The 25,653-nt window shown below is 43.3% G+C and carries 27 protein-coding genes and 1 other annotated feature; of the genes, 14 read left to right on the top strand and 13 right to left on the bottom strand.

Going from position 1 to position 25,653, the window contains the following annotated elements:
- The first annotated feature begins 106 nt into the window (after positions 1–106).
- Positions 107–973, top strand: a complete 867-nt coding sequence (locus tag D1B31_RS14960; protein WP_118921781.1) for an alpha/beta hydrolase — start codon at positions 107–109, stop codon at positions 971–973.
- Between the two features lie 119 nt (positions 974–1,092).
- Here D1B31_RS14960 and D1B31_RS14955 read toward each other — a convergent pair whose 3' ends face one another.
- The 4 genes from D1B31_RS14955 to D1B31_RS14940 form a co-directional block, all read right to left on the bottom strand.
- Positions 1,093–1,872 (bottom strand): ABC transporter permease, encoded by a 780-nt coding sequence (locus D1B31_RS14955; protein WP_118921779.1) that lies wholly within the window; start codon positions 1,870–1,872, stop codon positions 1,093–1,095.
- Positions 1,869–2,777, bottom strand: coding sequence for an ABC transporter ATP-binding protein (locus D1B31_RS14950; protein WP_118921777.1), 909 nt, complete (start codon positions 2,775–2,777; stop codon positions 1,869–1,871). The genes D1B31_RS14955 and D1B31_RS14950 overlap by 4 nt, the downstream gene beginning before the upstream one ends.
- The gene (locus D1B31_RS14945) at positions 2,777–2,977 is read right to left on the bottom strand and encodes a PLD nuclease N-terminal domain-containing protein (RefSeq protein ID WP_118921775.1); all 201 of its coding nucleotides are present in this window, start codon (positions 2,975–2,977) and stop codon (positions 2,777–2,779) included. Before D1B31_RS14945 ends, D1B31_RS14950 begins: the two co-directional genes overlap by 1 nt.
- Before the next feature lie 140 nt (positions 2,978–3,117).
- Positions 3,118–4,650 (bottom strand): carboxypeptidase M32, encoded by a 1,533-nt coding sequence (locus tag D1B31_RS14940; protein ID WP_192894785.1) that lies wholly within the window; start codon positions 4,648–4,650, stop codon positions 3,118–3,120.
- 171 nt (positions 4,651–4,821) lie between these two features.
- On the opposite strand from D1B31_RS14940, the gene D1B31_RS14935 reads away from it, so the two are divergent.
- On the top strand, positions 4,822–5,160 hold the full coding sequence (locus D1B31_RS14935; RefSeq protein ID WP_118921773.1) for a DUF948 domain-containing protein: 339 nt from the start codon (positions 4,822–4,824) through the stop codon (positions 5,158–5,160).
- Between the two features lie 203 nt (positions 5,161–5,363).
- Positions 5,364–6,185, top strand: coding sequence for a VanW family protein (locus D1B31_RS14930; RefSeq protein WP_240035277.1), 822 nt, complete (start codon positions 5,364–5,366; stop codon positions 6,183–6,185).
- Between the two features lie 55 nt (positions 6,186–6,240).
- Here D1B31_RS14930 and D1B31_RS14925 read toward each other — a convergent pair whose 3' ends face one another.
- On the bottom strand, positions 6,241–7,068 hold the full coding sequence (locus tag D1B31_RS14925) for an STAS domain-containing protein (protein ID WP_118921770.1): 828 nt from the start codon (positions 7,066–7,068) through the stop codon (positions 6,241–6,243).
- Between the two features lie 169 nt (positions 7,069–7,237).
- Here D1B31_RS14925 and D1B31_RS14920 point away from each other — a divergent pair, with 169 nt between their 5' ends.
- Positions 7,238–7,573, top strand: a complete 336-nt coding sequence (locus tag D1B31_RS14920) for a DUF3243 domain-containing protein (RefSeq protein ID WP_118921768.1) — start codon at positions 7,238–7,240, stop codon at positions 7,571–7,573.
- Between the two features lie 146 nt (positions 7,574–7,719).
- Here D1B31_RS14920 and D1B31_RS14915 read toward each other — a convergent pair whose 3' ends face one another.
- Entirely contained in the window at positions 7,720–8,544 is an 825-nt protein-coding gene (locus tag D1B31_RS14915) for a C40 family peptidase (protein WP_118921766.1), read from the bottom strand.
- Positions 8,545–8,996: 452 nt separating this feature from the next.
- Between D1B31_RS14915 and D1B31_RS14910 the strand changes: the two genes are divergently transcribed.
- On the top strand, positions 8,997–10,163 hold the full coding sequence (locus tag D1B31_RS14910; protein WP_240035290.1) for a TIGR04053 family radical SAM/SPASM domain-containing protein: 1,167 nt from the start codon (positions 8,997–8,999) through the stop codon (positions 10,161–10,163).
- Positions 10,164–10,686: 523 nt separating this feature from the next.
- Here the strand turns inward: D1B31_RS14910 and D1B31_RS14905 are convergent.
- The gene (locus D1B31_RS14905; protein WP_118921762.1) at positions 10,687–11,259 is read right to left on the bottom strand and encodes an HAD-IA family hydrolase; all 573 of its coding nucleotides are present in this window, start codon (positions 11,257–11,259) and stop codon (positions 10,687–10,689) included.
- Positions 11,260–11,541: 282 nt separating this feature from the next.
- Between D1B31_RS14905 and D1B31_RS24320 the strand changes: the two genes are divergently transcribed.
- Entirely contained in the window at positions 11,542–11,715 is a 174-nt protein-coding gene (locus tag D1B31_RS24320; protein WP_158587562.1) for a hypothetical protein, read from the top strand.
- Positions 11,716–11,771: 56 nt separating this feature from the next.
- Here D1B31_RS24320 and proS read toward each other — a convergent pair whose 3' ends face one another.
- Positions 11,772–13,205, bottom strand: coding sequence for a proline--tRNA ligase (gene proS / locus D1B31_RS14900; RefSeq protein WP_118921760.1), 1,434 nt, complete (start codon positions 13,203–13,205; stop codon positions 11,772–11,774).
- Positions 13,206–13,468: 263 nt separating this feature from the next.
- Positions 13,469–13,685, bottom strand: a binding site (T-box leader).
- 572 nt (positions 13,686–14,257) lie between these two features.
- Here proS and corA point away from each other — a divergent pair.
- Positions 14,258–15,208, top strand: a complete 951-nt coding sequence (gene corA / locus D1B31_RS14895; RefSeq protein ID WP_118921758.1) for a magnesium/cobalt transporter CorA — start codon at positions 14,258–14,260, stop codon at positions 15,206–15,208.
- A gap of 87 nt (positions 15,209–15,295) precedes the next feature.
- Here corA and D1B31_RS14890 read toward each other — a convergent pair whose 3' ends face one another.
- Positions 15,296–15,610, bottom strand: coding sequence for a hypothetical protein (locus D1B31_RS14890; RefSeq protein ID WP_142922596.1), 315 nt, complete (start codon positions 15,608–15,610; stop codon positions 15,296–15,298).
- Positions 15,611–15,923: 313 nt separating this feature from the next.
- On the opposite strand from D1B31_RS14890, the gene D1B31_RS14885 reads away from it, so the two are divergent.
- The 3 genes from D1B31_RS14885 to D1B31_RS14875 all read left to right on the top strand — a co-directional run bounded on the left by D1B31_RS14885 (position 15,924) and on the right by D1B31_RS14875 (position 18,604).
- Positions 15,924–16,964 carry a M42 family metallopeptidase gene (locus tag D1B31_RS14885; protein WP_118921996.1) on the top strand — a complete coding sequence of 347 codons (1,041 nt, stop codon included), beginning with the start codon at positions 15,924–15,926 and terminating at the stop codon, positions 16,962–16,964.
- A gap of 80 nt (positions 16,965–17,044) precedes the next feature.
- Positions 17,045–18,316: a dicarboxylate/amino acid:cation symporter gene (locus D1B31_RS14880; RefSeq protein ID WP_118921754.1), complete on the top strand. Its 1,272-nt coding sequence runs from the start codon at positions 17,045–17,047 to the stop codon at positions 18,314–18,316.
- A gap of 87 nt (positions 18,317–18,403) precedes the next feature.
- Complete coding sequence (locus tag D1B31_RS14875) at positions 18,404–18,604, top strand: CsbD family protein (RefSeq protein ID WP_118921752.1); 201 nt, start codon at positions 18,404–18,406, stop codon at positions 18,602–18,604.
- A gap of 80 nt (positions 18,605–18,684) precedes the next feature.
- On the opposite strand, the gene D1B31_RS14870 is transcribed toward D1B31_RS14875, so the two are convergent.
- Positions 18,685–19,230 (bottom strand): M15 family metallopeptidase, encoded by a 546-nt coding sequence (locus D1B31_RS14870; RefSeq protein ID WP_118921750.1) that lies wholly within the window; start codon positions 19,228–19,230, stop codon positions 18,685–18,687.
- Between the two features lie 66 nt (positions 19,231–19,296).
- On the bottom strand, positions 19,297–20,022 hold the full coding sequence (locus tag D1B31_RS14865) for a GDSL-type esterase/lipase family protein (RefSeq protein WP_118921748.1): 726 nt from the start codon (positions 20,020–20,022) through the stop codon (positions 19,297–19,299).
- A 429-nt stretch (positions 20,023–20,451) separates the two neighbouring features.
- Between D1B31_RS14865 and D1B31_RS14860 the strand changes: the two genes are divergently transcribed.
- Both D1B31_RS14860 and D1B31_RS14855 read left to right on the top strand, forming a co-directional pair.
- A complete protein-coding gene (locus tag D1B31_RS14860) occupies positions 20,452–20,691 on the top strand; it encodes a hypothetical protein (RefSeq protein WP_118921746.1) in 240 nt (79 codons plus the stop codon).
- A 97-nt stretch (positions 20,692–20,788) separates the two neighbouring features.
- A complete protein-coding gene (locus D1B31_RS14855; RefSeq protein ID WP_118921744.1) occupies positions 20,789–21,055 on the top strand; it encodes a hypothetical protein in 267 nt (88 codons plus the stop codon).
- A gap of 35 nt (positions 21,056–21,090) precedes the next feature.
- On the opposite strand, the gene D1B31_RS14850 is transcribed toward D1B31_RS14855, so the two are convergent.
- Entirely contained in the window at positions 21,091–21,651 is a 561-nt protein-coding gene (locus D1B31_RS14850; RefSeq protein WP_118921742.1) for a hypothetical protein, read from the bottom strand.
- A 235-nt stretch (positions 21,652–21,886) separates the two neighbouring features.
- Here D1B31_RS14850 and D1B31_RS14845 point away from each other — a divergent pair, with 235 nt between their 5' ends.
- A complete protein-coding gene (locus D1B31_RS14845; RefSeq protein ID WP_118921740.1) occupies positions 21,887–23,125 on the top strand; it encodes an NAD(P)/FAD-dependent oxidoreductase in 1,239 nt (412 codons plus the stop codon).
- A gap of 728 nt (positions 23,126–23,853) precedes the next feature.
- Complete coding sequence (locus D1B31_RS14840; protein ID WP_118921994.1) at positions 23,854–25,083, top strand: MFS transporter; 1,230 nt, start codon at positions 23,854–23,856, stop codon at positions 25,081–25,083.
- A gap of 72 nt (positions 25,084–25,155) precedes the next feature.
- Here D1B31_RS14840 and D1B31_RS14835 read toward each other — a convergent pair whose 3' ends face one another.
- Entirely contained in the window at positions 25,156–25,530 is a 375-nt protein-coding gene (locus D1B31_RS14835) for a VOC family protein (protein WP_420846110.1), read from the bottom strand.
- Positions 25,531–25,653 lie beyond the last annotated feature (123 nt).

Here is a 25,653-nt window from a genome sequence, read left to right as displayed (position 1 = left end):
CATTCATTAAAAAACGTAGTTAATTGTGTTTTTTCCGAACAGCCTTGTTATACTAAAACTATTTCCTAGTTTGAAAAGCTATTTTAAAGAAAGAAGTGGATTGTAAATGAAAAAAACGATTGTGTATAAACAGGCAGGCTCCCATGAAATCAAAGCCGATTTTTACGGTGTTGAAGCTCGGAACGCTCCTGTTCTCATGTATATTCATGGCGGTGGGCTGATCTTTGGTTCACGTGACGATATGAAAGAAGAGCAAATCAAGCTATATAATGAAGCGGGCTTTGCGGTGTTTTCAATTGATTACCGGCTTGCCCCCGAAACAAAAATTGCGGATATCAAACTTGATGTGGAAGACGCTTTTCTTTGGCTCAAGACCAAAGGATCTGAACTGTTTCAAATCGACCCGGAAAGGATTTTCATCTCGGGCGGTTCGGCAGGCGGTTACCTTTCCCTGCTTTCCGGAACTTTTGAAACAAAACCTAAAGGCATTATTTCCTTTTATGGATACGGGGATATTATTGATAGATGGGCTACAGAGTCGAGTGCTTATTTCCGCGCTATGTCGAGCGTTCCGAAAGAGCTTGTCGATATGCTCATTAAAAAGGAACCACTCTCCGAGGGGCCAATCAACCAGCGGTTCGGTATTTACTTGTACGGGCGCCAGACTGGCAGCTGGATTGAAGATATGACAGGTTATGACCCTATTTTGCAGAGAGATCTGGTCAAAAAGTGGTCGCCTTATTGGAATGTATCCGCTGATTTCCCGCCAACCCTCCTTTTACACGGGACAAAAGATGATGATGTTCCGTATGAAGAATCAGTAAAAATGGCTAAGGCACTGACAGAAGCAGGAGTGCCAAACAAGCTGATCACGATTCCTGGCGGAGTACATGTATTCGATGAAAACATGGATGATCCTGCCGTAAAGGACGCTTTCAATGAAGTCATTTCGTTTTTACACTCATTGAGCTAACATGAAAAACCGGCTGGACGATGAAGTCCAAACCGGTTTTTTAAAAGCTTCTTCCCAAGTATTAAATTACCGTGGATCCAAAAAAGCTACCCATCAAACGGGTAGCTTTTTCAGTTTTTTTACGCAGCAAGTTCTTTTCTCTTAAAGGCAACAACCGAAACAGTCAGTAAAACAATGATTGCGGCTAACGATAGAACAGCTGCCATTACTGTATCATCGGGAACTTTACCTGCCATCAATAAGCCCCCCGCATAGCCTGGCAAGCCAGCTGGGCTCCATTCAAGCCAATGCCCCAAAGAACCGCTTAGGATTGTCAATATGATAATCGTTGCAAGACCGGCAAAACCTGCTGCTCCTGGAACCAAAAGGAGTGAACTAAAAAACACCGAAACGGTAAGAACAAATGAGAGCCAGAGCCCCTCCAAAAGGGTTGCGCCAAGCAGGTCTCCAATCGGAATCCAATCAAATAAAATACCGGTATAATACCAGGACGCCAGCATCCCAATCAGAAAAGCCACCCATACAAGCAGCAAGCTTCCCGCCCATTTGGCCGTAATATATTTTGCGTAGGACACCGGTTTGACAAGAATCATGGCTGCAATCCCGCTTTTTCGCTCGCCCGCAACCAAAGACATCGAAACTAAAATAATAATAAGAACACCAAGCGTATTGAACTGGCCCATACTACTCACTAAAACTTCCGCTTCACTAGGCGGTGGAATTTCAATGACCGCGCCCTCAGGCAGGTTTCCAACCGACTCGATAATTTGAGGCATGTAATAACTGATTAGGGGTTCCTGGACTCCGAGCAAAATAAATGTAATTGGAACCCAGACCCATTTAAAATTCCGCCACATTTCCAACAGTTCTTTTTGAAAAAGGGTCAGCCACTGGCTCATTTGGCCACCACCTTCATAAAAATATCCTCAAGTGACATCCTGCTGGACTCGAATTTTACGAGCGGCAAATCTTTTTCGCTTGCTGTTTGCAAAATAATCTTCCTCGCTCCCTCAATGTCGTTTACGAGTAATGTCAGATTTGCACCGGAGCGGACAGTTTTTTGGACAAAAGGAGAAGCAGCGAATAGTTCTTCAACATTTTCGGCAGAACCTCTGAACTGAAGTTCAATTTTTTGCTGCTGATGACGTTCCCTCAGTTCCTCCATTGTTCCCGCTTCAACAATCTTCCCGTCATGCAAAAACAGAATTTCGTCACAGACTTCTTCAGCATCATTTAATATATGAGTGGAAAAAAGAACGGTCGTTTCCGTTTTCAGTCTCTCAAGCAATTCAAGGACTTCCCGCCTCCCAAAAGGGTCAAGAGCAGAGACAGGTTCATCAAGCATGATAAGTTTCGGCCGGTGAATCAGCGCCTGGGCTATGCCAAGCCTTTGTTTCATCCCGCCAGAGTATTTGCCAACAGCTCTCTTTTTTGCATCCGCAATTCCTGTAAGGGCAAGCAGTTCTTCTGTCCTTTCCTTTGCCTCCTTTTTTTGCAGCCCGGCGAGCCTCCCAGCATATTCAAGAAATTCGCCGCCGCTCATCCAATCATAGAAAACAGGATACTGAGGCAGGTAACCAATAAATCTTCGGATATCCTCGCCTTTCTTTGCATCAGAAAACTCAATTGTTCCAGTTGATGGCGCCAGAAGCCCTGAAAGCATTTTTAATGTTGTCGTTTTTCCCGCGCCGTTAGGGCCAAGCAGCGCGGTGCATTTTCCTCTTTTAAGGACGAAATTCAATCCTTTAATCACTTCATTTCCTTTAAAACTCTTTTTAAGGCCACTGATTTTGACAAGCGGCATCACTCATTTCTCCTCCCGAAAATAAAATAGCAGACCGGGCCGAGAATGCTGGCAAATAAAATTGCGAGCGCCCATGCCCATTTTGGTCCATTTGTCTTCTCAATCCTGAATAAATCAACCAATGCAACAACTAGTAAAAGTAGTTGAATAATCAAGATTGGCAGCAATAAACCCATACTGATTCCTTCTAAAGCCTCCATCTTCCATTCCCCCCTGTTTTATAGGACTTTTGATACAATTAAATAGTAGAATAAAAAGGAAAAAAGAGCCAGAATTTTCTTAATTATTTTTAAATCTTTACATAAAAAGAGGACGTGGATACCGCCCTCTTTTAATAAACCTACAGTTTGTAAATCTCTGTATATTTTGCATTTAGGTAATCCGCAAGATAATTGGCATTCAGTTCCTCCCTAGTTACCCTGACAATTAACTCGTCTGGCTTGTAAAGAGAGCCGTATTGATGGATTCGATTTTTCAGCCAGTCATTTACAGGTGCGAAATTTCCTTTTGCAATTTCCGCTTCATATCCCGGCACTTCATTCTTCAATGTATTCAAAATCTGCGCGGCATACAGATTGCCAAGCGAATAGGATGGGAAGTAGCCGATGCCCCCGAATGACCAGTGGACATCTTGAAGGACTCCTTCACTGTCAAAGGCTGGGACAATTCCAAGGTATTCTTCCATCTTCTTATTCCATACTGCCGGCAGCTCATGTACTTCCAGTTCGCCTGCCATCAGGGCCTTTTCAATTTCGTACCGGACCATGATGTGGAGGTTGTATGTTAATTCATCCGCCTCGATTCTAATAAAGCTAGGCTCAACTGTATTGACCGCTCTGTAAAATTCTACTTCACTCACGCCCGCGAGCTGTTCAGGGAAAAATTCAACGAGCTTTGGATAAAAATACTTCCAGAACTCCCTGCTCCTTCCGACCATGTTTTCCAGGAAACGCGATTGTGATTCGTGGATGCCGAAAGAGGTTCCGCCAGCAAGGACAGTTCCATCAAAGCGGCTGTCTATATTTTGCTCATAAATGCCATGTCCCGCTTCATGGATCGTCCCAAATAACGCAGACCGGACATTGTCTTCCAAGTACCTGGTCGTAATCCGGACATCGCCTGAATTAATTGATTGCGCGAACGGATGGACCGTTTCGTCCAGCCTTCCTGCATCCAAGTCAAACCCGATGATTGGAAGAATGAAGCGATTAAACTCTTTTTGCTTCTCCACTCCGAATTTTTGATTAAAAATTTCCGCCGGAGTCTGATACGTGGATTGCTTAATTTTTTCGAGAAGCCTGACACTTGTATCTCGCAATTTTGAAAAAATCGGATCAAGCTTTTCCACAGTCAGACCAGGCTCGAATTCATTGAGCATCGCGTCATACGGATGTTTCTCGTATCCATAGATTTCAGCAAATTTTCTTTTGAAATCAACAATTTTTTCAAGATACGGGGCAAAATGCGGAAAATCGTTATGCTCTCTGGCATGCTCCCACGCATCATTTGCCTGCGCTGTTAAAACAGAATACTCCTTAAACATGTCAGCCGGGATTCTTTTGGACCGCTCGTAGAATTCCTGCCGTTCGCGTACTTGGGCAGCTGTAACTTCATCCAGTTTTTCTCTGGCAGATTCAGAATTAAACTCTTTCAAAAGATTTCCCATCTCTTCTGAAACAGCCAGTTTGAATGCTTCAGTTCTGAGTGTCCCAACGGCCTTGGCAAACTCATTTCTCCCTTTTTTCGGCGCCATTACTTTCTGATCCCAATCTGCCAGACCGGTAATGGCATCAAAATGAGTGATTTTCTCATCTAGCTCTTTAAATTCTTTCATCAGTTCTTCAAGTGATATAGCTGCAACCTTTTCACTCATCCAATCTCCCCCAGTGCTAGAAATTATTTCTTTCAAAAATCTGTTTACATTATAACCCTCATCCGGCAAAGAGTGAATTTATTAGGATTTACATTTCATATGAAAATAAAGCGTACTTTTGCATCAACAAGGGTAAAACGTAAGAAACTACTGTAAAGGAGGAAAAATCACATGATCCTTGTTTATGTAAGTATTGCAGTGATTGTCATTTCCCTTGGCTACTTTGGCTTCGTTGCCTTTAAAACCATCAAAGCAGCAAAACCTGCTATAAACCAGTTGAATGAAACCGTTGCGAGAGTACAGCGAAAAGCCGACACGCTAAAAGTTGAATCAGTCCAACTGACCGAATGCCAGCAGGAACTAGTGGAAGATATTAACGACAAGAAGCAGGCCGTGTCATTTACGGTAAACGCAGCGAAACGGACTGCGAAAACACTTGCTAAGCTTTGGAAAATCAGACCTATGGCAAAACTTGCTAGAAAGAAAAAGACCAGAACCCTTGCTTATTAGCTTTTTGAACCGCGTGGACCTTCCACACGGTTTTTTTTCATGAAATATCCTTTTTTCATCCATACTAATGAAAGGAGGGAAGCCGCAAGATGATTTGTTCTATTATGCTGTCAATACTATTATCACTTTCGCTGCCCCAACAGCCGAAGCCCCTTACTTTACTACATGATGGAAATGAAATTACCACCATAAACCGAGATGAAATGGCTCTATTTCAGGTCCCGGGAAGTGTATTCCCTGATTCGGAATTTATTGGTCAGTTCATCGATGAATTGAAAGATAAGGTTTATTCCGCTCCGGAAGACGCCAGGATTGCTGTGGATGGGAGTTTATTGCCGGAAAAAACAGGCAAGGAACTTGATCAGGAAAAAATGGAAGATGCCTTGTACAACTTCTTTTACAAAGGAACCCCGAGCAAAATCAGTATTCCTCTTAAGCCTGTTTATCCAAGAGTGGACAGCGAGCTTCTCGATCATATCAGGGCGATGCTGATTGGCAGATATACAACCTTTTTCAACGCGGGCAACACGGAACGAGCCCATAACATCCGCCTTGCAACAGAAGCATTAAATAGTAAGGTGGTTTTTCCAGGAGAAACCTTCTCGTTTAATAAAGAGATTGGCAAAAGAACAGTGGCCAAAGGATATGTAAAAGCGCCCATCATCGTTAGAGGAGAGCTTTCCGAAGGGATTGGCGGCGGGATCTGCCAGGTTTCATCCACACTTTTTAATGCCGCCGATCATGCGGGCATGTCAATTGTCCAGCGATATTCGCATACAAAAAAGGTTACCTATGTGCCATCAGGCAGAGATGCGACAGTTAGCTGGTACGGACCTGACTTTAAATTCAAGAATCCTTACAGTCAGCCCATCTTCATCCGGGCAAAAAGCCTGGGCGGTATGATGTCTGTTTCAATCTACTCTGCGGCCGCCATTGATTTCCGGCCAAGAAGCATTCCGGGCGCCCCTGCCCTTCTACCGGAAGAAATGCCGATTAAAATGATTGAGGAAAAGCCAGGTGCGTAGACCGGGCTTTTCCTTCCGCTAATTTTGATTTATTTTTCCTAATTAAGGCTCCATCTTAGTAAAATTTCAATCCCTTTAATGCCTGTTCGAGATTGCTGAAAATGGATATGCCTTCGAGTTTGATTCCAAGATGGATAAATGTCTGGCTTAAATCCCCCTTCATCCCTGTGATAATTGGCTTGACCCCCAACAATTTCAAAGATCCAATTAATTTGAAGAGAACCTCAATCCCAATTAAATCAACATCATGCACACCCGAAAGGTCAATCACCAATGTTTCGATTCTCTTTTTCACACATGTGTCTAACGAGTCAACAATGAGCGTTTCTGAGCGCATTTCATTGATTTCCCCAATTAAAGGCAAAACGGCAACTTTAGGTGATAGAGGGACAATAGGAACCGATATTTTCAAATAAAGTTCCCTGGTTTCCTGAAGCAATTTCTCAGCATTATTCGTAAATGCTGTACTGAATCCATGAACCATCATATTGAAAATATGGTCAATTTCCATGATTACTTCAAGCAGGTCTTCTTGATGAATCTGGACCTTCTCCCCTTCCTGTAGTAAAAAAGACCAAATGACATTTTTATAAATCGTTACGCCCTTAATTGTATTGCCCAAATCCCCGTTGTTTTCAATTGATCTCGTCCCAATTAATTCACCCCACTTAAACGCGCTTTCTTTTACATCCTTTTCCTTCAGTCCGCCAAGAACGATTTTGACAAGTTCTTCAAAAACAGTTTCTGTCCGTTTTTTCACTTCTTCGCTAAAGAAACGGAAATCGTAAAAAGCCTGCATTTTTGCAATCAAATCATTCGTTATTGTCGCACTGTTCTCTTCCATTCGTTTGCTTAAATACGTTTTTAGCTGTTCAATTTCCATAATCGACTAATCTCCTAATCTTCGTATTAGTTTGACAATATCATGTTCGCTCCTTTATGGAAAGATTGACCTGTTAAAAAAATCACTTCCGAAATAGCCATTCAAGAGTTTCACAGGTTCATCCTTTGGCTATAGTATAGGAAAGCCTTTAATTGGAGGGTGACTGAAAATGGAAAAGGACCATGCAATGCATAAAGACGGTGATTTTGAACCAGCAAAGGTTGATGATGTAGTCGATCGCATCGATCAGGATAAGATGGTTGAAAAGCTGCAGGATTTTAATGATTTCAAGTCATACTTGAGTAAACGGATTGAGCTTGGAAGACGCCTTGGCCTTGATGAGGAACAGCTAGCGGTTGGAGCCCAAAAAGTCGCGAACTATCTTGCAGACAATGTTGCACCCCAGAACAGGGAAGAAGCCCTGTTAATGGAGCTATGGCAAGCCGGAAATGAAGAAGAGCGTCACATGCTTGCCCATATGCTCGTCAAATGGGCCGATTCCTAATCTAGCAAAAAGGCTCAGTCGGACTAGGAAAATATGTATGAAAAACAAAAAACACCGGCATGCAAAAATTGCCGGTGTTTTTTCGCTTTTAGGTTTTATCTTTTTAAGTTTGGGTAAGGTTATACTAACAGGTTATGCCCTCTTTTTTATAGAGCCGTACGTGCTCCAAGATATCTTTGTTTCCAATAGCTGTTGGACATATCGGAAATCACCACGCCGTTAGAGGCCGCATTGATAAATTTATTGTTTCCTAGATAAATACCAACATGGGATGGACCAGTTGTATATGTTTCGAAGAAAACTAAATCACCAAGTTTAATCGTTGACACTGGCTTTGTTGCAGTCCAGATCGTTGCTGCTGTTCTCGGAAGTGATATACCTGCTTTTCCAAAAACATATTTAATGTAGCCGCTGCAATCGAAGCCTGCAGGAGTATTTCCGCCCCAGACATATGGAGCTCCAAGATGTTTCTTTGCTTCATTGATTATGATTGTTGCCTTTGATGTTGCTGGAGCTACTTTTGCGGTTGTCACCTTTGGCGCCGGCGCAGTGGATGCTGAAGCTACTGCTGTTGAAGAAGTTCCACTTACTTTAAGGACTTGTCCAACACGAATAAGGTCGCTTGTTAAAGCGTTCAATGACTTTAGGGAATTGACTGTTGTGTTATAGGTTTTGGAAATTCCCCAGAGTGTGTCTCCGGATTTAACGGTATAAGTGGCTGCTGGTGCAGCTTTTGGCGCTTCTTTTGCTTCAGGTGCCTCCATAGACAGTTTTTGATTTACATAGATAAGATCGCCAGATAGATTGTTCCACTGTTTAATTTGTGAAACTGTCAGACTATAATTTTTTGAAATCCCCCAAAGGGTATCTCCTGATTTTACTGTATATAATTCAGCGGCACTTGCTTGTCCGTTGAAAGTTCCGAATAGGATTCCTGCCGCCATGGCTGAAGTTATGAAATGTTTTTTCATGGTGTCATCTCCTCTGTTTGTTTGCCTCATTCATCTTAGTACAAGTTTAAACATGACAACATCCCCAAATTATGGTCCCACTGGAAAACTTATCACTTACAGGAACTTTATTCCCTGTATTTTACAAAACAATATTTTCCTATTTTTCGATTAAACACTGGATATATCGCCAATTTTTGCATAGTTTGGAAGTTGCGTTGTAATATTCCTGTAACATATTTTTAATATAGTAAACGGACAAATTAAAATGGGTCATAACGAATAGTTTCTTATTTTGGCACAGGAATGTAGAAATATCGTAACAAACCTCCCATTCATCCCTCTTGCACACTCTTATAATTAACATATAGACCATCATGATTATGTTGCTTTCTTAACGAACCTGAATCATGACAAAATAAAAAATGAAAAGTATGGTGATAAGAATGCAAGGAATGGGACATCCACATGGAATGGGACACCCTGGAGGACATCCCCATAAAATGGGGTTGGGGCCGGCCATCGACTATGATGAAAATCCGTTTATCGTTATTTGGGAAGTGACAAGAGCATGCCAGCTGAAGTGTGTCCACTGCCGCGCCGATGCGCAGCTTCAGAAGGATCCGCGTGAATTGACACATGCAGAAGGGATTAACCTTCTTGACCAGATTTATGACATGGGCAATCCGATGCTTGTATTTACCGGCGGGGACTGCATGATGCGCGAGGACCTAATGGAACTGGCTGATTACGCCGTCAAAAAAGGTATGCGTGTTTCGATGGTTCCAAGTGCAACCGACAATGTTACGTTAGAAAAAATGAGACAGGCAAAAGAAGTCGGCCTATCACGCTGGGGCTTCAGCCTTGACGGCCCAACCCCGGAAATTCACGACCATTTCCGTGGAACGCCAGGTTCATTCGATTTGACCTTGGAAAAGATTAAATATTTAAATGAATTAGAAATGCCGCTCCAAATCAACACAGTCATTTCTCGCTACAACTATGATGCTCTAGAAGAAATGGCAAAGCTTGTTGGTGAATTGAAAGCTGTGATGTGGTACATTTTCTTGCTCGTCCCTACCGGCCGCGGCCAGGAGGATAAGTGTATTACGCCTGCCGAGCATGAAAAAGTGTTCAGATGGCTCTATCAGCTCAGCAAAACAGCGCCTTATGATATTAAAACAACCGCGGCACAGCATTACCGCAGGGTTGTCCTGCAAGAAAAGGCCAGGGATCATAAAATTTCAAAAGGTGAAATTCGGTACGAGGACACAATGACGATGGACCAGGAAGGCATCATCGACGGCCTGAAGCGCGCTCCAAAAGGAGTAAATGACGGGAATGGGTTCATTTTCGTTGACCACATCGGGGACGTCCTGCCAAGCGGACTGCTCCCAATTGTCGTTGGAAATGTCCGCGAAAAACCACTCGCAGACATTTACCGGAATTCCGAGGTCTTAAAGAACCTCCGCAGCCCTGACAAATATAAAGGAAAATGCGGCGTATGCGAATACAACAAGATTTGCGGCGGCTCACGCTCAAGAACCTATGCTGTTACAGGAGATTACATGGAAAGCGAGCCATATTGCGTGTATATCCCAATCGCGATGCGGAAAAAAGAAACTCCGGCATCCTTGTAATTACCTGAAAAACTAAAAGGCGGTCTCTCCAATTTGGAGAAGCCGCCTTTCTTGTTTGATTAAGTGATTAAGTACAAATACGTACTTACTTAATTGAAATAGAGTTGAGTTTGCTGCAGAACTCCGTTATAAAAGGGGTTTGCTGTCGCATTAAGCACGGCTATGCGACTGGAACCCCCTTCTAAAGCTGCTCTAATGTCGCATAAAGCCTTCCTATGCGACTGCAACCGCTTCTAAAGCTCCACTGATGTCGCATAAAACCTTCTTATGCGACTCGAACTGCTTCTAAAGCTGCACTCATGTCGCATAAAGCCTTCTTATGCGACTGGAACCCCTTCTAAAGCTGTACTGTAGTCGCATAAAACCCTCCTATGCGACTGCAACCCGATTCTAAAGCTGCTCTGATGTCGCATAAAGCCTTCCTATGCGACTGGAACTGCTTCTAAAGCTCCACCGATGTCGCATAAAGCCTTCCTATGCGGCTGCAACCGCTTCTAAAGCCGCACCGTTGTCGCATAAAACCCTATTCAACATACGGTGCAACAACCGAACCAAACTCCCGGAAATCATCTAGGTAAAAATCAGCCTCTGACTCATGATTTTGAAAGGATACCGTGGTAATCCCTAGCCTCCGGGCAGGTTCAAGGTCGATTGCACGGTCACCAATCACAAGACTCAGCCCGTATTTCTCATGCAAATATTCATACGCTTTCAAGTCAGGCTTTCTCGGAAACCCATCTTCCTTGCCGACAATTTCAGCAAAATAGTGCCGCAGGTTAAAGTGGCGAAGGACCTTTTCAACATCTTCCTTTTCTTTATGCGTCATAATCACGTTGGAATTGGCTTTTGCGAGTACCTCTTCGACACCAGGAAATGGAAGGAATTCCTCTGGTTTCAGTCCCCTAACCTGTTGCAGGAACTTCCGGCTTTGTTCCTCACTAATTTTGAAAAACCGGAAAGCATTCCCGAAAGACAGCTTCAGCTGAGCAAGCGTTTCCTCCTCCGTATAACCGTCCCCTATTATCTCCATTAATGCACGTGTGTACGATGGATACGTGTTGCATATTGTTCCGTCAAAATCCCATAGGATATTCAATCCGCGCACTCCTTTCCCGATCAATTCGATGATTGATTATTAATTACCCCATTATTGGGTATATGAATACTATATCTACCTAAATGGAGGGTACCAATGCAATCAATCGCAAAAGCAGGACTAGGCGCCCTCTTTCTGACATTCTGAATTGTGGGCTGCTCATCAGATGATGAGAAAAAACAACCAGTTGTCAATGAAGATGGCAAGAAGCAAAGTGAACGTGATTCGAATGAAACAGGTAAAGACACAGGACAATAACAAAATACATGTCAGGAGGGTAAAATGGCTAACAACAATAATCATAAAGATGAACATCCTTTGTCAGATAAACAAACAGCCGAAAATATGTCTGACCTTGTCAGCATCATTAATGCTAAAGCAAATACCGAAAAAATCAAAAAAATCATTAAAAAAAACCGCAGTACCAAGGATAATAAAAAACGAGATCAATCGTAGAATAAACAAACCATCCCGCACAGCAGACGGGATGGTTTTCTTTTTCCGGTTATCCCTTAATATGCTTTTGCCCAGACAACCATGGATTCGGCTTTCTCCCCGCAGCAAACACAGCTATCAGATACTCTTTCTTGCTCAAAAGGGATGCAGCGCGAAGTCGCACCCGTTTCTTCCTTAATTTTATCTTCGCATTCACGTTTTCCGCACCACATCGCCTTGATCATACCAGGATTTTTTTCAAGGCTAGCCTTAAACTCACCCAAATCCGCTGCCTTTGATGTCTTCTTTTCGAGCAGTTCTTTTGCCCGGTTATAAAGATTTCCCTGAATTTCATCAAGCAAAGCAGCGAGCCTGGCTTCCAGTTCCTCCAATGCGACAAACATTTTTTCGCCTGTATCTCTGCGGACAAGGACCACCTGGTTTTTTTCGATGTCCCTTGGGCCTGCTTCAAGGCGGACCGGAACACCTTTCATTTCATATTCATTGTACTTCCAACCCGGTTTTTTATCGCTTGCGTCAATACCAGTCCTGAAAGAAGCCGACAGCTGTTTCTTCAATTTATAAGCAAAATCAAGGACGCCTTCCTTATGCTGAGCAACCGGCACAATCATCACCTGGGTCGGCGCGGTTTTTGGCGGCATGATCAGCCCGCGGTCATCACCGTGGACCATGATCATTGCTCCAATCACCCTTGTTGTAAAGCCCCATGAAGTTTGGTGAACGTACTGCAGCTTCCCTTCCCTGTCCAGGTATTGAATACCGAAAGCTTTCGCAAAACCATCACCCAAATGGTGAGATGTCGCGGATTGGAGTGCCTTTCCGTCATGCATGAGGCTTTCTACTGTATACGTAAATTTGGCGCCTGCAAACTTTTCTTTTTCCGTCTTTTGTCCCTTTATGACAGGTATGGCCAGAACATTTTCGAGAACATCCGCATAAACGTCAAGCATCCTCTTTGTTTCATCGTGCGCGTCTTCATCTGTTTCATGCGCAGTGTGCCCCTCCTGCCATAGGAACTCGAGTGTCCTGAGGAAGGGACGGGTCGTTTTTTCCCAGCGGACGACATTGGCCCATTGATTGTAAAGCTTCGGCAGGTCGCGGTAAGAATGGATAATATTTTTATAATGCTCGCAAAAAAGCACTTCCGACGTCGGGCGGACACATAATCTTTCGGCCAGCTCCTCTGACCCGCCGTGCGTAACCCAAGCCACCTCCGGGGCAAACCCAGCAATATGGTCCTTCTCCTTCTCAAGCAGGCTCTCTGGAATAAACAGCGGCATATACACATTCTCATGGCCCGTTGCCTTAATCCTCCCATCAAGCGCCTGTTGAATATTCTCCCACAGCGCATATCCATAAGGCCGAATAATCATCGAACCTCGAACAGAAGAATAATCAACCAAATCCGCCTTCGTCACCACATCCGTATACCACTGCGCGAAATCCTCCTCCATCGCCGTAACACTCTTTACAAAATCCTTCTCCACCACATATCACCTTCATTTCGTATTTTTGAAGCAGGGGGACGGTTCCAGTGCATCACTGCCCATGCGTAAATGCCACATAAACCACCAAAAAATCAAGTCGGTTGATTTCCTCTTCGGGCACACGCTTTCCGCGGGGCGTTAGGTAAGCCTCCTCGGGGCCAGGGCGCCGGTGGGGTCTCACCTGTACCGCTAATCCCGTCGGAGTCGGTTCCTTTCGCACCAATCAACTTACTTTTAGCCAATACAAAAAGGCCATGAATCCCCGTAAAAGGGACCATGGCCTGGCGGTACCACCCTTATTCGCGAGACTGCAGCCCGCGCTCTCTTAAATCGTTAACGGAATATACCGCTGTATCTTCACAAAAATCTGATACAGAACTCCGGGGCAGGTTCAAATGCGCGTCCTGGAAACCTTTCACCGTACAGTTCCCTCTCTGGACAGGACTACAGCAGCATTTTACTAGTCCCCTTCAACGTTTTTAAGGTTATTTTTTAAAAATTATATATAACACCGTTTCCAAAGTCAACTTGCATGAGCTTTTTTCCTAAAAACGATACTATATAGGTTGAACTAGAGATTTTCTTTCAAGGTGAATCTTGGTTGATTTGCGCTTCACAAAGGAAAGCTTCAGAGAATAATCATCGCAGGGACACAAAGGAAAGCTCCCAGGAATTTGCATCGCAGAGACAGGCGTTCTGTGCCTGTCGCGAGGCACTTCGCTTTCCGCGGGGCGTCAGTGGAGCCTCCTCGGCGCTTTGGCGCCTGCGGGGTCTCCACCCTGCCGCCGCATCCCGCAGGACAAACAGCTTCCTTGAATAAGCTTTGCACGAAGGAAATGCGTTAGCACAAGGAATGCTTCCGTGATTTGCCTCGCAGGAATTATGCGATAGCATAATTCACGATTTTCGAGGAGTCTTCGTGCCCCGCTTAAATCAACTTACTTCCTTGGCTAATTTGTGTAAAAATTAAGTTCAACCTATATAGATCGGCCAGAAAGTTTTGCTAACAAACGAATTTCCGATATGATTGAGAAAAAACTTCCGAGGAGAGAGATATGATTCGGACACTGTCATCTAATCAACAAGGACAAATAACCACCAACGAGTCTGTAGAAGAGCTGGTTTCAGGGAATTCGTCTTCGTGGTATTGGATCGATTTTAACAGCCCCACTGACGAAGAAGCCCGTATGCTCTCAACTCCGCTGAAATTCCATCCCCTCGCCATTGAGGACTGCCTGCTTAAATTTCAGCGGCCGAAGCTCGATTATTATGACGGCTATACGTTTTTCGTCATGCATGCCGTCAACCCTGAAACTCTCGAAAAAGAAGAAGTCAATATCTTTTTAGGAGAAAACTATCTTGTCACCTTCCATAATAACCCATCGCGTGAAATTAACGAAATCTGGAACAGGGTTATTTCTGGAACGAAGGATGACTGGTCCCCTTCTTCCATTCTTTATCATGTTCTAGATCAATTGGTCGATAATTATTTTCCGCCACTGTATGCAATCGAAGACCAATTGGATGAAATGGATGAAAGCTATACTGGCGGATCGACGGAAGAACTGCTGAAAAAGGTCTTTGAAATCAGGCAAAGCCTCCTCTTGCTCCGCCATACAGTCACGCCAACGAGAGATTTGATATACCGGATGATGAATTCACAGAGGCTTTCTCAACTGAAAATCCGGCAGGCTTATTTTTCCGATATCCATGACCATTTATTAAAACTGACCGACATGATTGATTCAAACCGGGAGTTAACGAAAGACATAAGGGACAGCGTCCTTTCAATCAACTCTTATGAAACGAACAGGGTGATGAAGGTGTTGACGGTCATCACCGTGATTTTCATGCCGTTGACCTTTATCGCCGGCATATATGGAATGAATTTTGATCAAATGCCGGAATTGCATTGGAAAAATGGCTATTTCATTTCATTGGCTGCCATGGGGGGGATCGCACTTGCAATGTTTGCTTTATTTTGGAGAAAAGGCTGGTTTAAATAAGCTCGATTCTCATTTTTGCAAAATGAAAGGCTGTCCCTCTATCTAGGGCAGCCTTTCAGCTAGTATAAAAGATATAATGACAAAACCTTACTTTCCCCATTCCTTATACTCCACTTTCCCGCCTGTCAAATCAATCGTATTTCGTTCACCTTTATAATAAAGCTTCCCGTTTTCCTCGACTAACAGCTTATCGAAGGTGAAAACCTTCTTTCCGTTTGGAAGGACCACAACGACTTTCTTTCCGTTGTCTACTTGAGGTGCTTCAATTTTGATGGTGTTCTGTGCATACCTGCTGAACCCTACCATCGACCCAATCAGGCAAAGCAGGAAGATGGACATGGCAATCCACCTGTACACGTTGAATTTAGATGGTTTTATTTGGTTCATTTCGTACCTGGTCACATTGTCTTCCCCCACTCTTCTTTTATTAAAGCCCATTGCCATCTTGGAAAATACTTTGCATTCAAAGTATTACCCAATATTCTGATTATTTAATCAATTCAACGAAGAAAAAGCTCCGCACGAAATCAGTTTATGCAGCTTTTTCACAAAATGACCTGTCAGACCATAGATTGCACCGGAAAACCTACTTACTTTGAGAATTGTCTGATGTATAATGAAAGGGGTCATTACAGCAAAGAACGGTGAAAAGGCTTGCCTTTGTGCCCGATTTTAAAAGGCAATCAATAAAACAGGAGTGATTACAGTGGGGGAAATATATACAGAAGAGATTCTTGAGAGTTTGGTTAAATTAGTCTCAATCGCAAGTCCGACAGGTAATACCGGAAAGGCCATCGCATTTGTCGAGGAATTTATGGTCAACCACAATGTAGCGGTAAAAAGAAACAATAAAGGCGGATTGATCGCGACTATTCCCGGCAAAGAAACAAAAAGAAGCCGCATGCTGACAGCCCATGTGGACACGTTGGGTGCGATGGTTAAGGAAATCAAGCCGAGCGGAAGACTGAAAATCGATTTGATCGGCGGCTTTAAGTACAACTCAATTGAAGGTGAATACTGCACGATTGAAACAAGCTCCGGCAAAACCTACACAGGAACGATCCTGATGCATCAAACATCAGTACATGTGTATAAAGACGCCGGAAAGGCTGAACGAAACCAGGATAATATGGAGATCCGTATAGATGAAAAAGTACATAGCCCAGAAGAAGTAAGGAAACTGGGAATTGAAGTTGGGGACTTTGTCTCCTTTGATCCGCGAGTAAAGGTTACGCCATCCGGTTACATAAAATCTCGTCATCTTGACGACAAAGCAAGTGTCGCGATTTTAATGCAGTTGATTAAGAGAATAAAAGAAGAAAAAATCGAGCTTCCTAATACTACCCATTTCCTCTTTTCGAACAACGAAGAAATCGGATACGGCGGAAATTCGAATATTCCTCCCGAAACGGTCGAATATCTTGCCGTCGATATGGGCGCAATGGGTGACGGGCAATCAACCGATGAATACACTGTCTCGATTTGTGCCAAGGATGCAAGCGGACCATACCATTACGGTTTAAGAAAAAAACTTGTCAATTTGGCAAAAGAAAAGGGAATTGCCTACAAACTGGATATCTATCCATACTACGGCTCTGATGCATCTGCCGCCATTCGTTCAGGAAATGACATCGTTCATGGACTAGTAGGACCTGGCATTGATTCGTCCCATGCTTTTGAGAGGACACATACATCATCCTTGGAGCAAACAGCCGCCCTTTTATATGAATATATTCAATCGGAAATGGTTTTTTAATTGTTTAATAGACGTTACCGTGTTACCTTTAAGGTCTTATTATTAATTTTTTTACGTTATTGAAGGAAGGTATGTGTTAGATGCGATCGATTCTTAAAACTTATAAAACTTCCGTCATTCTCCTTGTGGCCTTGGTGATTGGTGGTGCCGCCGGGCTTATCTTCGGAACGGATGCAACAGTTGTAAAGCCGCTCGGGGATTTATTTCTTAATCTTATGTTTACAATCATTGTACCGCTTGTCTTTTTCAGTATCGCTTCGGCAATTGCGAATATGAGCGGAATGAAAAGGCTTGGAAAAATCATGGGGAGTATTTTCCTCGTCTTCTTCATCACGGCTGCCATTTCAGCGGTCGTTGGCTTTATCGGTACGACCCTTGTCAACCCGCTTGAACATACAGACATTTCAGCTGTCAAGGATTTAATGGCAAATGTGGAAGCACAAGAAAATACGGAACCTCCCTCACTTGCTGCACAACTGGTAGCGACTGTGTCCGTTCCAGATTTTGCAAACCTATTTTCAAAAAGCAATATGCTGCAATTGATCGTTTTCTCAATTATTTTCGGCGTGGCAACGGCAATGGCGGGGGACCGCGGAAAACCTATTGCTTCGTTCCTCGCCTCTGGTTCGGAAGTCATGATGAAGACAGTCAAAATTATCATGTACTATGCGCCTATTGGACTCGGAGCCTATTTTGCAGCTGTTATCGGTGAACTCGGCCCACAAATCCTAGAAGGATATTTGCGGACATTCCTCTTATATTTAGGTCTATCTGTCCTGTATTACTTCGGCTTCTTTACTCTCTATGCCTTCGCTGCTGGCGGTTCTACTGGAGTGAAAGTATTCTGGAAAAACGTCATCGCTCCATCTGTCACCGCGATTGCGACCTGCTCCAGCGCTGCCTGCATCCCTGTTAATCTTGAGGCTGTCAGAAAGATGGGGGTTCCTAAAGATATCGCAGAAACAATCATTCCGCTTGGGGCGAATACGCATAAAGATGGGTCAGTATTTGGCGGGGTCATAAAGATTGTTTTCCTATTCGGGCTTTTCGGCAAGGATATTACGAGCCTTTCAAGCATTGCAAGCATCCTGGCCGTATCCTTCCTCGTTGGCGCGGTCATGGGCGCCATACCGGGCGGCGGCTTTATCGGGGAAATGCTTATTATCAGTGTGTTCGGCTTCCCTCCTGAGGTTTTGCCGATTATCGCGGTTATTTCAACAATCATTGATGCTCCTGCTACACTATTGAACTCAACAGGAAATACTGTATGCGGAATGTTAGTAGCCCGACTTGTTGAAGGTAAAAACTGGCTGAAAGCCTCCTTTAAATCGAATACTGACTTTGCATCCTAATTTGTAACCGGCCTCTTTGAGGCCGGTTTTATCTCTATTTTTAGAGGGTAAAGAAGGATAAGGCCAAATAAAAAGGAGGCTTTTAAAATGAATAAAGATGAAACAAAAGGCGCATGGGACCAGCTGAAAGGCGAAGTAAAACGCACAGCAGGAAAAGTTTCCGATAACGAATCTCTTGAGGCTGAAGGGAATGTCGACAAAGGAAAAGGGATTTTGAAGGAGAAGTATGGCGGGGCCAAAGAAAGGCTAGCCAGCGAGTTTAATAACGCGATTGACAAAACTAGATAAGCTTTCATAAAGCCAAACAGCCGCAACTGTAAAAGGAGCGGCTGTTTTTTCATCTCATAATTATGAGAAGTATTAAGTCATCATTGGCTGTCTGGTGGCCTTTTGCCCATTTGTAAATCACGGATCGACAAACCGAATGTCATTTGTAGATGCGGATAATCCTTAAAGTTTTCCCAGTCGCCGCCCCACTCAAATCCGAGGCTTTTCGCAATCGTGGCAACTTCTTCCCAATCCGTTTTACCGTTGCCATTCATATCGACTTTCTGGTCCCATATCAGGTTGCCATTTTTACTCTTTAATGCAAAATCGACTGCGAGGCCATAATTATGATAAGATTCGCCGCCCTGAGCATACGTGACGATGCTTCCCGGCTCGGTTCGGCCTTTCGCATACAATTGATTCTGAGCTTCAAAACTGCGAAAGTCCTCGACAAGCTGAATTCTTATTCCTTTATCTGCTGCAATCCTGATGAGCTCGGTTGCCTGTTCCCTCACTACAGGATGGAGCCCTGTTGGCAATGGGGCGTCTTCTCTGTAGTCAAGTCCGGGATACCCCAATGCCCTCCAGACAAGAAGCAAAACTGCCGCGAACGAAGCGGCAGCCGCGATTTTTTTAGTAAATTTCATTCTTTTCTCCAGTACGAAATAATAACGGTTCCCTCTTATTTTACTTTGAACTCGCCAAGAATCAAATTATTTCTTTTTTCCAAAAGAGTATTCCTGTAGTATCCTCTCTTCAAGCAGTTCGTATCCCCTCTCGTTTAAATGCAATGAATCACTAAAATAGTCTTCTTTTTCTTTCCCCTTAAACAAATCATTCGTCGGAATGTACGTAATGTTTTGCTTCGATTTTACCAGCGAGATCGTTGACTTGTTCCACTCATCAAACAGCGGTTCAATCTTGTCTCCACCTTCCGGGAAAGGGTTATAGAGCCCAAGGACAATAATCGGGGCATCTTCATTTGATTTTCTTAGTATATCCAGTATCATTTTTACATTCCGCAAGTACCTTTGTTTTCCATCTTCAAGCTTTTGAGCGTGCAGCTCTTTCAGATTCCCCCCATTGCTTTGAATCAAATCATTCGTACCGATAAACAATATGAAGTAATCGGCTTGGTTCAACTTCATCGCAGTCCGAGGACTTGCAAGCTCCTTCAGAACTCCGGCAGACTTCCTCCCTTTCACTCCGTAATTTTCTATTACAAATTCCTGTTTGGGATACAAGCGATTCAGCTCTCGTTCGAGCTTGCCCACATATCCCTCTTCACCTCTGTCCCCCTGCCCATATGTAAGTGAATCGCCAAATGCCATAATCAACGTTTCATCCTTGTCTTCTTTCGTATAGGGATAAACAGCATAAGAAGCAGCCGCAATACTAATAAAAATTAAAAATAAAGTGAAAAATCTTGTGAAGTTCATAAAACCTCTCCCTGTCAGCAATAAATGACTTAGTATAAACTATTACGTTATACCCCTCCCTTGATTGAATATTCCTTTATAGTCGTAGGTTGGGAAATATGAAAAGTCAGATTTTTCCCGCAGTTTAACTAGCACTTTAGCAAAAAACATTGTATACTTTATGTAGAAGAAAAAAGGAAAATTTCAATACACCACAAGAATAAGCTGCCTTGTTTATCACTTCGGCAGCTTTTGTGTTTTTCGGAAACTCATTATACCTTTTATATCTCAGATCGTTTACTTTTATTAAGTTTGTGCCACTTCGGCCATCTCCTGGTTTTACTTTGATATGATAGTTTTATAATAATAAATTCGGTGGTCACGGAGTAATTTATTTTCCAACCGGATGCCAAGGGATATTGGGAATTATTATTAAAGGGGTTGGGAGAAATGGAATTTGCTAAAATTCGCCACTTGGCGGAGGAACTGAAGGAAGTTCCCTATATCGGATCCGATGTCACCCACGTGTTTAAACTGGAAGACCGAAAGCTCCTTTCCTTAAAATACTCAAGAGATCTGAAGTTATTTCAGGTTACGAGGATTGAAGGCCAGATTGTTACGGACTATACACAGGCCGAGCAAGCAGCGGCTGAAATTCAATATGTACTAGAATCCTATTCGGAAAAATAGAATTGAATATGGATATAACAAGGAAAACCGAAAAACGCACCTGTTTATCGGTTTTTTTCTTGTTTTACCGGGAAAAGAGTAGGAGTTGGGTAACCCTTTGTCAAAAGTGAATCTGTTGAAAATAACCGGCTGCTTCCAGCAGAAATGGGGAGGAATTGCTATAAAACTGTTATTGTCCGTCAGAACAGGATACCGCCACAACGTACAAAGACATGCTGCTGGCCTTGGCTACTCATCCTTTGAACATTCAAGATTTTGCAATAAAATGTTACTCGAGCCGGCCAATGGTGATTTTGATAGAAGTCATTATTCCTATAAACAGATTGCCGGCATACCCTTTAAATACCCTATTCAACCTTTATAAAAAAACAGCCAGTGTGCCCCTCCAGGCGAACTGGCTTATTTTTCGAGCCGTGCTTTTAGCGTTTCATTATGCTGCTTCTGAAATTCGAGCAGTTCATTTAATAGTGCAGCAGCCTTGCCGGCATCATTTTGTTCGACCGCCTCCTTTAATTTAAAGTAGGAGCCATACCCTTTCATAAGCTTGGGTTTACTTTGCTTTATTTTTTCATAAGCCTGTTTTAAATAGTCTTCCCTCGTTAGTTTTCCTTCCTCAAATTGTTTTTTTAATTCTTGTATCTCACCAATCCGCTTGGCTTTTTCTTTTTTCCACGATTCCCGCTTATCCTTCATTTCCGGGCTTAGCCAGCGCTCCTTAAGGACTTTTCTTTCGGCAAAAACCGCTTTCCACTCTTCTGCCTTTTCCGGCGTGTATTTTTCCGCCCATGAGATGATTTCATTTTCTTTTAATTCCCTTGCAACCTTGGGAAATCCGCAGCTTCCATGTGCACAATGGTTTGAACCTTCTTGTCCATTGCTATGGCTCTCAATTGTTTCGTTTGCTGAAGCAACTGCCGGAAATGCAAGAGCCAGACAAAGGAACCCTGTTAAAAACCGCAAATTATTCACTCCATTTCTATTGGCTTAAAATATACGCATCTTACTTTTCCCACCTTTGTCAAAAATATGTTAGGAAAAAACAAAATAAGGTCTTGTTTATTTACTAAAATTGTTTTAATCTATGAATATAGATAATGTGAAATAATTCACAAGATAAATAGTCTTTATTTTTTGAGTATGAATGTGAATGTTTTCACAAAAATCCATGAATACTTTTCTCGGGAGCGGATAGCTGATGCAAAAAACAAATATTGTCATCCTTGGAGCCGGATACGGCGGACTGATCACAAATAAAAAAATTGAAAAGCTTTTGCAAGCAGGGGAAGCAAATATTACCTTAATTAATAAACACGATTACCATTATATTACGACTCAACTACATAAAGTCGGTGTCGGCACGGCCTGTGACAGGAAGATTGCCTTGTCCATTCCCGAGCTGATTGATTCGAATAAAACAAAGTTCGTCGTTGGCTCAGTCTCCAATGTGGATGCGCAGCAACAGACTGTCCTTCTAGAGTCGGGAGATGAGATTCCCTACGATTATCTAGTAATTTCACTTGGGTTTGAAGTGGCAACCTTCGGGATTCCTGGAATCAAGGAGTATGCTTTCGAACTTAGAAGCTTCCGCAGTTCCAAGGCAATCCATCATCAAATCATTAAGCAGCTATCCCTCTATAAAGAAGACGGCGATCCTTCAAGGCTAACATTTGCTGTAGCGGGCGGAGGATTCACCGGAATTGAAATGCTTGGTGAACTTGCAGAAGGGCTGCCTAAACTTTGTAACGAATATGGGGTCCCTTTTGATAAGGTAAAAATCGTTGGAATTGAAGCAGCAGATTCCCTCATTCCCTTCTTTGGAGAAGAGCTGATTTCATACACTTCAAAAGTGATGGAAAAACACCGTATAGAAATTTTTACGTCCACAAAAATTCTCTCATGCACAGAAGATGCCATCCAGCTCGAAGGCGATATGGTCTTGCCTTGCCGGACGTTAATCTGGTCATGCGGAGTGAAAGCCAATTCTGTTCTTGAAAAGTTTGGCATTCCGCTTGTACGTGGGAAAGTTCCTGTCGAGAAGGATCTTCGAGTAAAAGGGCTTGAGAATGTTTTTTGCATAGGCGACTGCGCGCTGTTCATGAAAGACGATCAAAACGCCCTTCCTCCGACCGCCCAAGTAGCGATGCAGCAGGCTGAAGTATGCGGTGAAAATATTGTAGCATTAATGAGGCATACGAATGTAAAAGCGTTTGAATACCATCACAAAGGTTCAGTGGCCTCGATTGGCGACCGGACTGCTGTCGGCAAAGTTGGAAGCTTCACGATGTCAGGCTGGTTTGCCGCAATTATGAAGAGAGTGATTGAAAACCGCTATCTGTTTGTTCTGGGTGGCCCTTCGCTCGTCCTTAAACAGACTCTCTTCCTTAATCGAGAGCCAATAAAAGTCGCTGCAAAACAGCGCCAGCAAACTAATTAACAACGGCCGGGGCGAATCCCCCTTCCAACCGGCCTGTTATATATCTAAATGAGTTGTCTAGCCAATGCAGCAGCCTCCCCATCTCCTTCCAGGCTGCTCATGGTGCAATCCCATCCCCCCCGGCCCTTCCTTTTTTTGAGGAAGGGCTTTTACGTTTGTTGTCACGCATCCCAGCTTTGAGTGACAACTTAACCGGGTTTTGAGCATTTGCTGTCAAGCATCCGGACTTTGAGTGACAGCTTAACCGGATTTTGGGCAGTTGTTGTCACGCATCCGGACTTTGAGTGACAGCTAAACCGGATTTTCAGCATTTGTTGTCACGCATCCGGGCTTTGCGTGACAGCTAAACCGGATTTTCGGCATTTGTTGTCACGTATCCAGGCTTGGAGTGACAACTTAACCGGATTTTGGGCATTTGTTGTCACGCATCCGGACTTTGAGTGACAACTAAACCGGATTTTGAGCATTTGTTGTCACGCATCCAGACCAACAGCTGATCTTATGCCATACAGTTTCGAGGACGCCTTCTTATATGGAGTAGAAATCACCTAACAAGTTTTGTTTTGATAAAATGTTCAAACAATGTTCACAAACTTTAAGTCCATTGACATACGTTCTCTGCGTAGAACGTATGCTGATATAACTATTTTTAGATGCTTATATTGATTTCAATTATCCTGCATTATACAATCCATTTCGTGACTAAAAAGGAATGGAGATTAAAACTTTTGAACTATAATAAAACTGAAAAAATCAGTCTTTATCACGGACTTGCATCAACGGTTTCTACAACCGCTGTTAATGGATATATCCCCTTGTTCGCCCTGAGTGTCCTCGGTGCGAGCAATCAACAAATGGGGTTGATTACTTCTCTTCCTTCGATTATCGGGATGATTGCCCTCATTCCCGGTGCTTATTGGCTAAACAGAGCAAAAAGCAAAAAGAACTTTACGGTGTTAACCACGTTTGCCACAAGGTTCATGTTTATGCTTATTTTATTCATTCCTTTTTTGAAGTTAAGTTTTGCCCCATGGATTCTTGTCTTCCTCATTGCTGCCTTGAACTTTCCGGGTGCATTGTCTGGCTTATCGTGGCAGACACTAATTGGCGATCTGATTCCGGAAAACAGAAGGGGCGCCTTTTTCAGTACCCGAAACCAGTGGATGACTGCCGCTGCGATGGCGGTTACATTCATGACAGGGTTTTACCTGCAGCAATATAACAAAACTGATGCGTATCCTTATCAAATTTTGCTAGCAGCAGGTTTCCTCTTTGCCTTGGTTGAAGTGTATTATTTATATCGACACAATGATGTGAAGAAAGAGAATGTAACGAAGGTAGCGGAACCCGCCAAGCGGAAGTTTTCGATGGAAGTGTTTCGGCACAAACCCTTTCTAGCATTTATCGTATGTGCTGTTCTGTTCAATATTGGCGCGCAAATGGCCTGGTCGCTGTTCAGTATTTACCATATCAGGGAAGCACAAGCTACCGCATTGTGGTTCAGTTTTTTCTCAGTGACGAACCAGCTTGCGCAAATCATCAGCGTCAAGTGGTGGGCAAAAGCTGCCGACAAACACGGCAATACAATGGTTTTGTTTGTGGCGGCCGCCGGGATGGCGACAGCTCCTATTTTGACAATGCTGTCGACCAATCTTTATTATTTGACCGCTCTCAATTTATGGATTGGCCTATTCGTTTCAGGTACGAACCTTCTTCTGTTCAACCAGCTCTTGAAGGCCACCCCGGAAGTCAATCGGTCAACATATCTGGCAAACTATCAGTTTATTCTATCGATCATTGGCTTTATCGCACCTCAATTCGGCGTATACTTACTCAGCCAGTTCGGCATGTTTTCGGCGATGGCGATTACCTCGATCATTCGGTTGTTGGCAGGCTGTTCCTTCCTGCTCGTTGCCATTAAATTTGAACGGAAACAACAAGCCGCTGAAATCGTTTAACATTTTGACCCCGAAAAACCGCATTGTTATGTGCCAATACGGTTTTTCATTCTTTCCTTTGCTATGTAGTCGCTATTTCCATTCAAGGAACTCAAGCCTATTTCCAAAAGGGTCGTTTACGTAAAAACGACTTGCGCCAGGAAGGTGATCGTCTTCCGTTACCTGGATTCCGTTGTTTTCCAAATGATCCTTTAATGCCTCTAGGTTATCGACTTCAAAAGCAGGATGGGCTTTTTTAGCCGGAACAAATAGTTCTTCCACCCCAATATGCAGCTGAACACTGCCAAACTTGAACCAGGCGCCGCCCCGTTTTTTCAAGACAGGCGGTTTTTCCATTTCTTCAAACCCAAAAATCCCCGCATAAAATTTCCGCGCTTCGTCTTCACATCCCTCTGGAGCAGCCAGCTGGACATGGTCGATCTGTTTCAGCATGTACGACACCTTCATCTCCCCCTCTTTTCCTTCCTATATTTAGTATAAACACAAAGGATTAATAAGAAAATTCTAGAAAAGCAACAAGTGTTTATAAGACAGCCTTATCAAGAAAAGCCTTTTTGCAAAAACAGAATC

The organism is Neobacillus notoginsengisoli, assembly GCF_003515685.1.
In the GTDB taxonomy this organism is placed as follows: Bacteria; Bacillota; Bacilli; order Bacillales; family Cytobacillaceae; genus Bacillus_D; species Bacillus_D notoginsengisoli.
The sequence above is the reverse complement of the archived record's forward strand: the minus strand, read 5'-3'. Positions and strand labels throughout refer to the sequence as shown.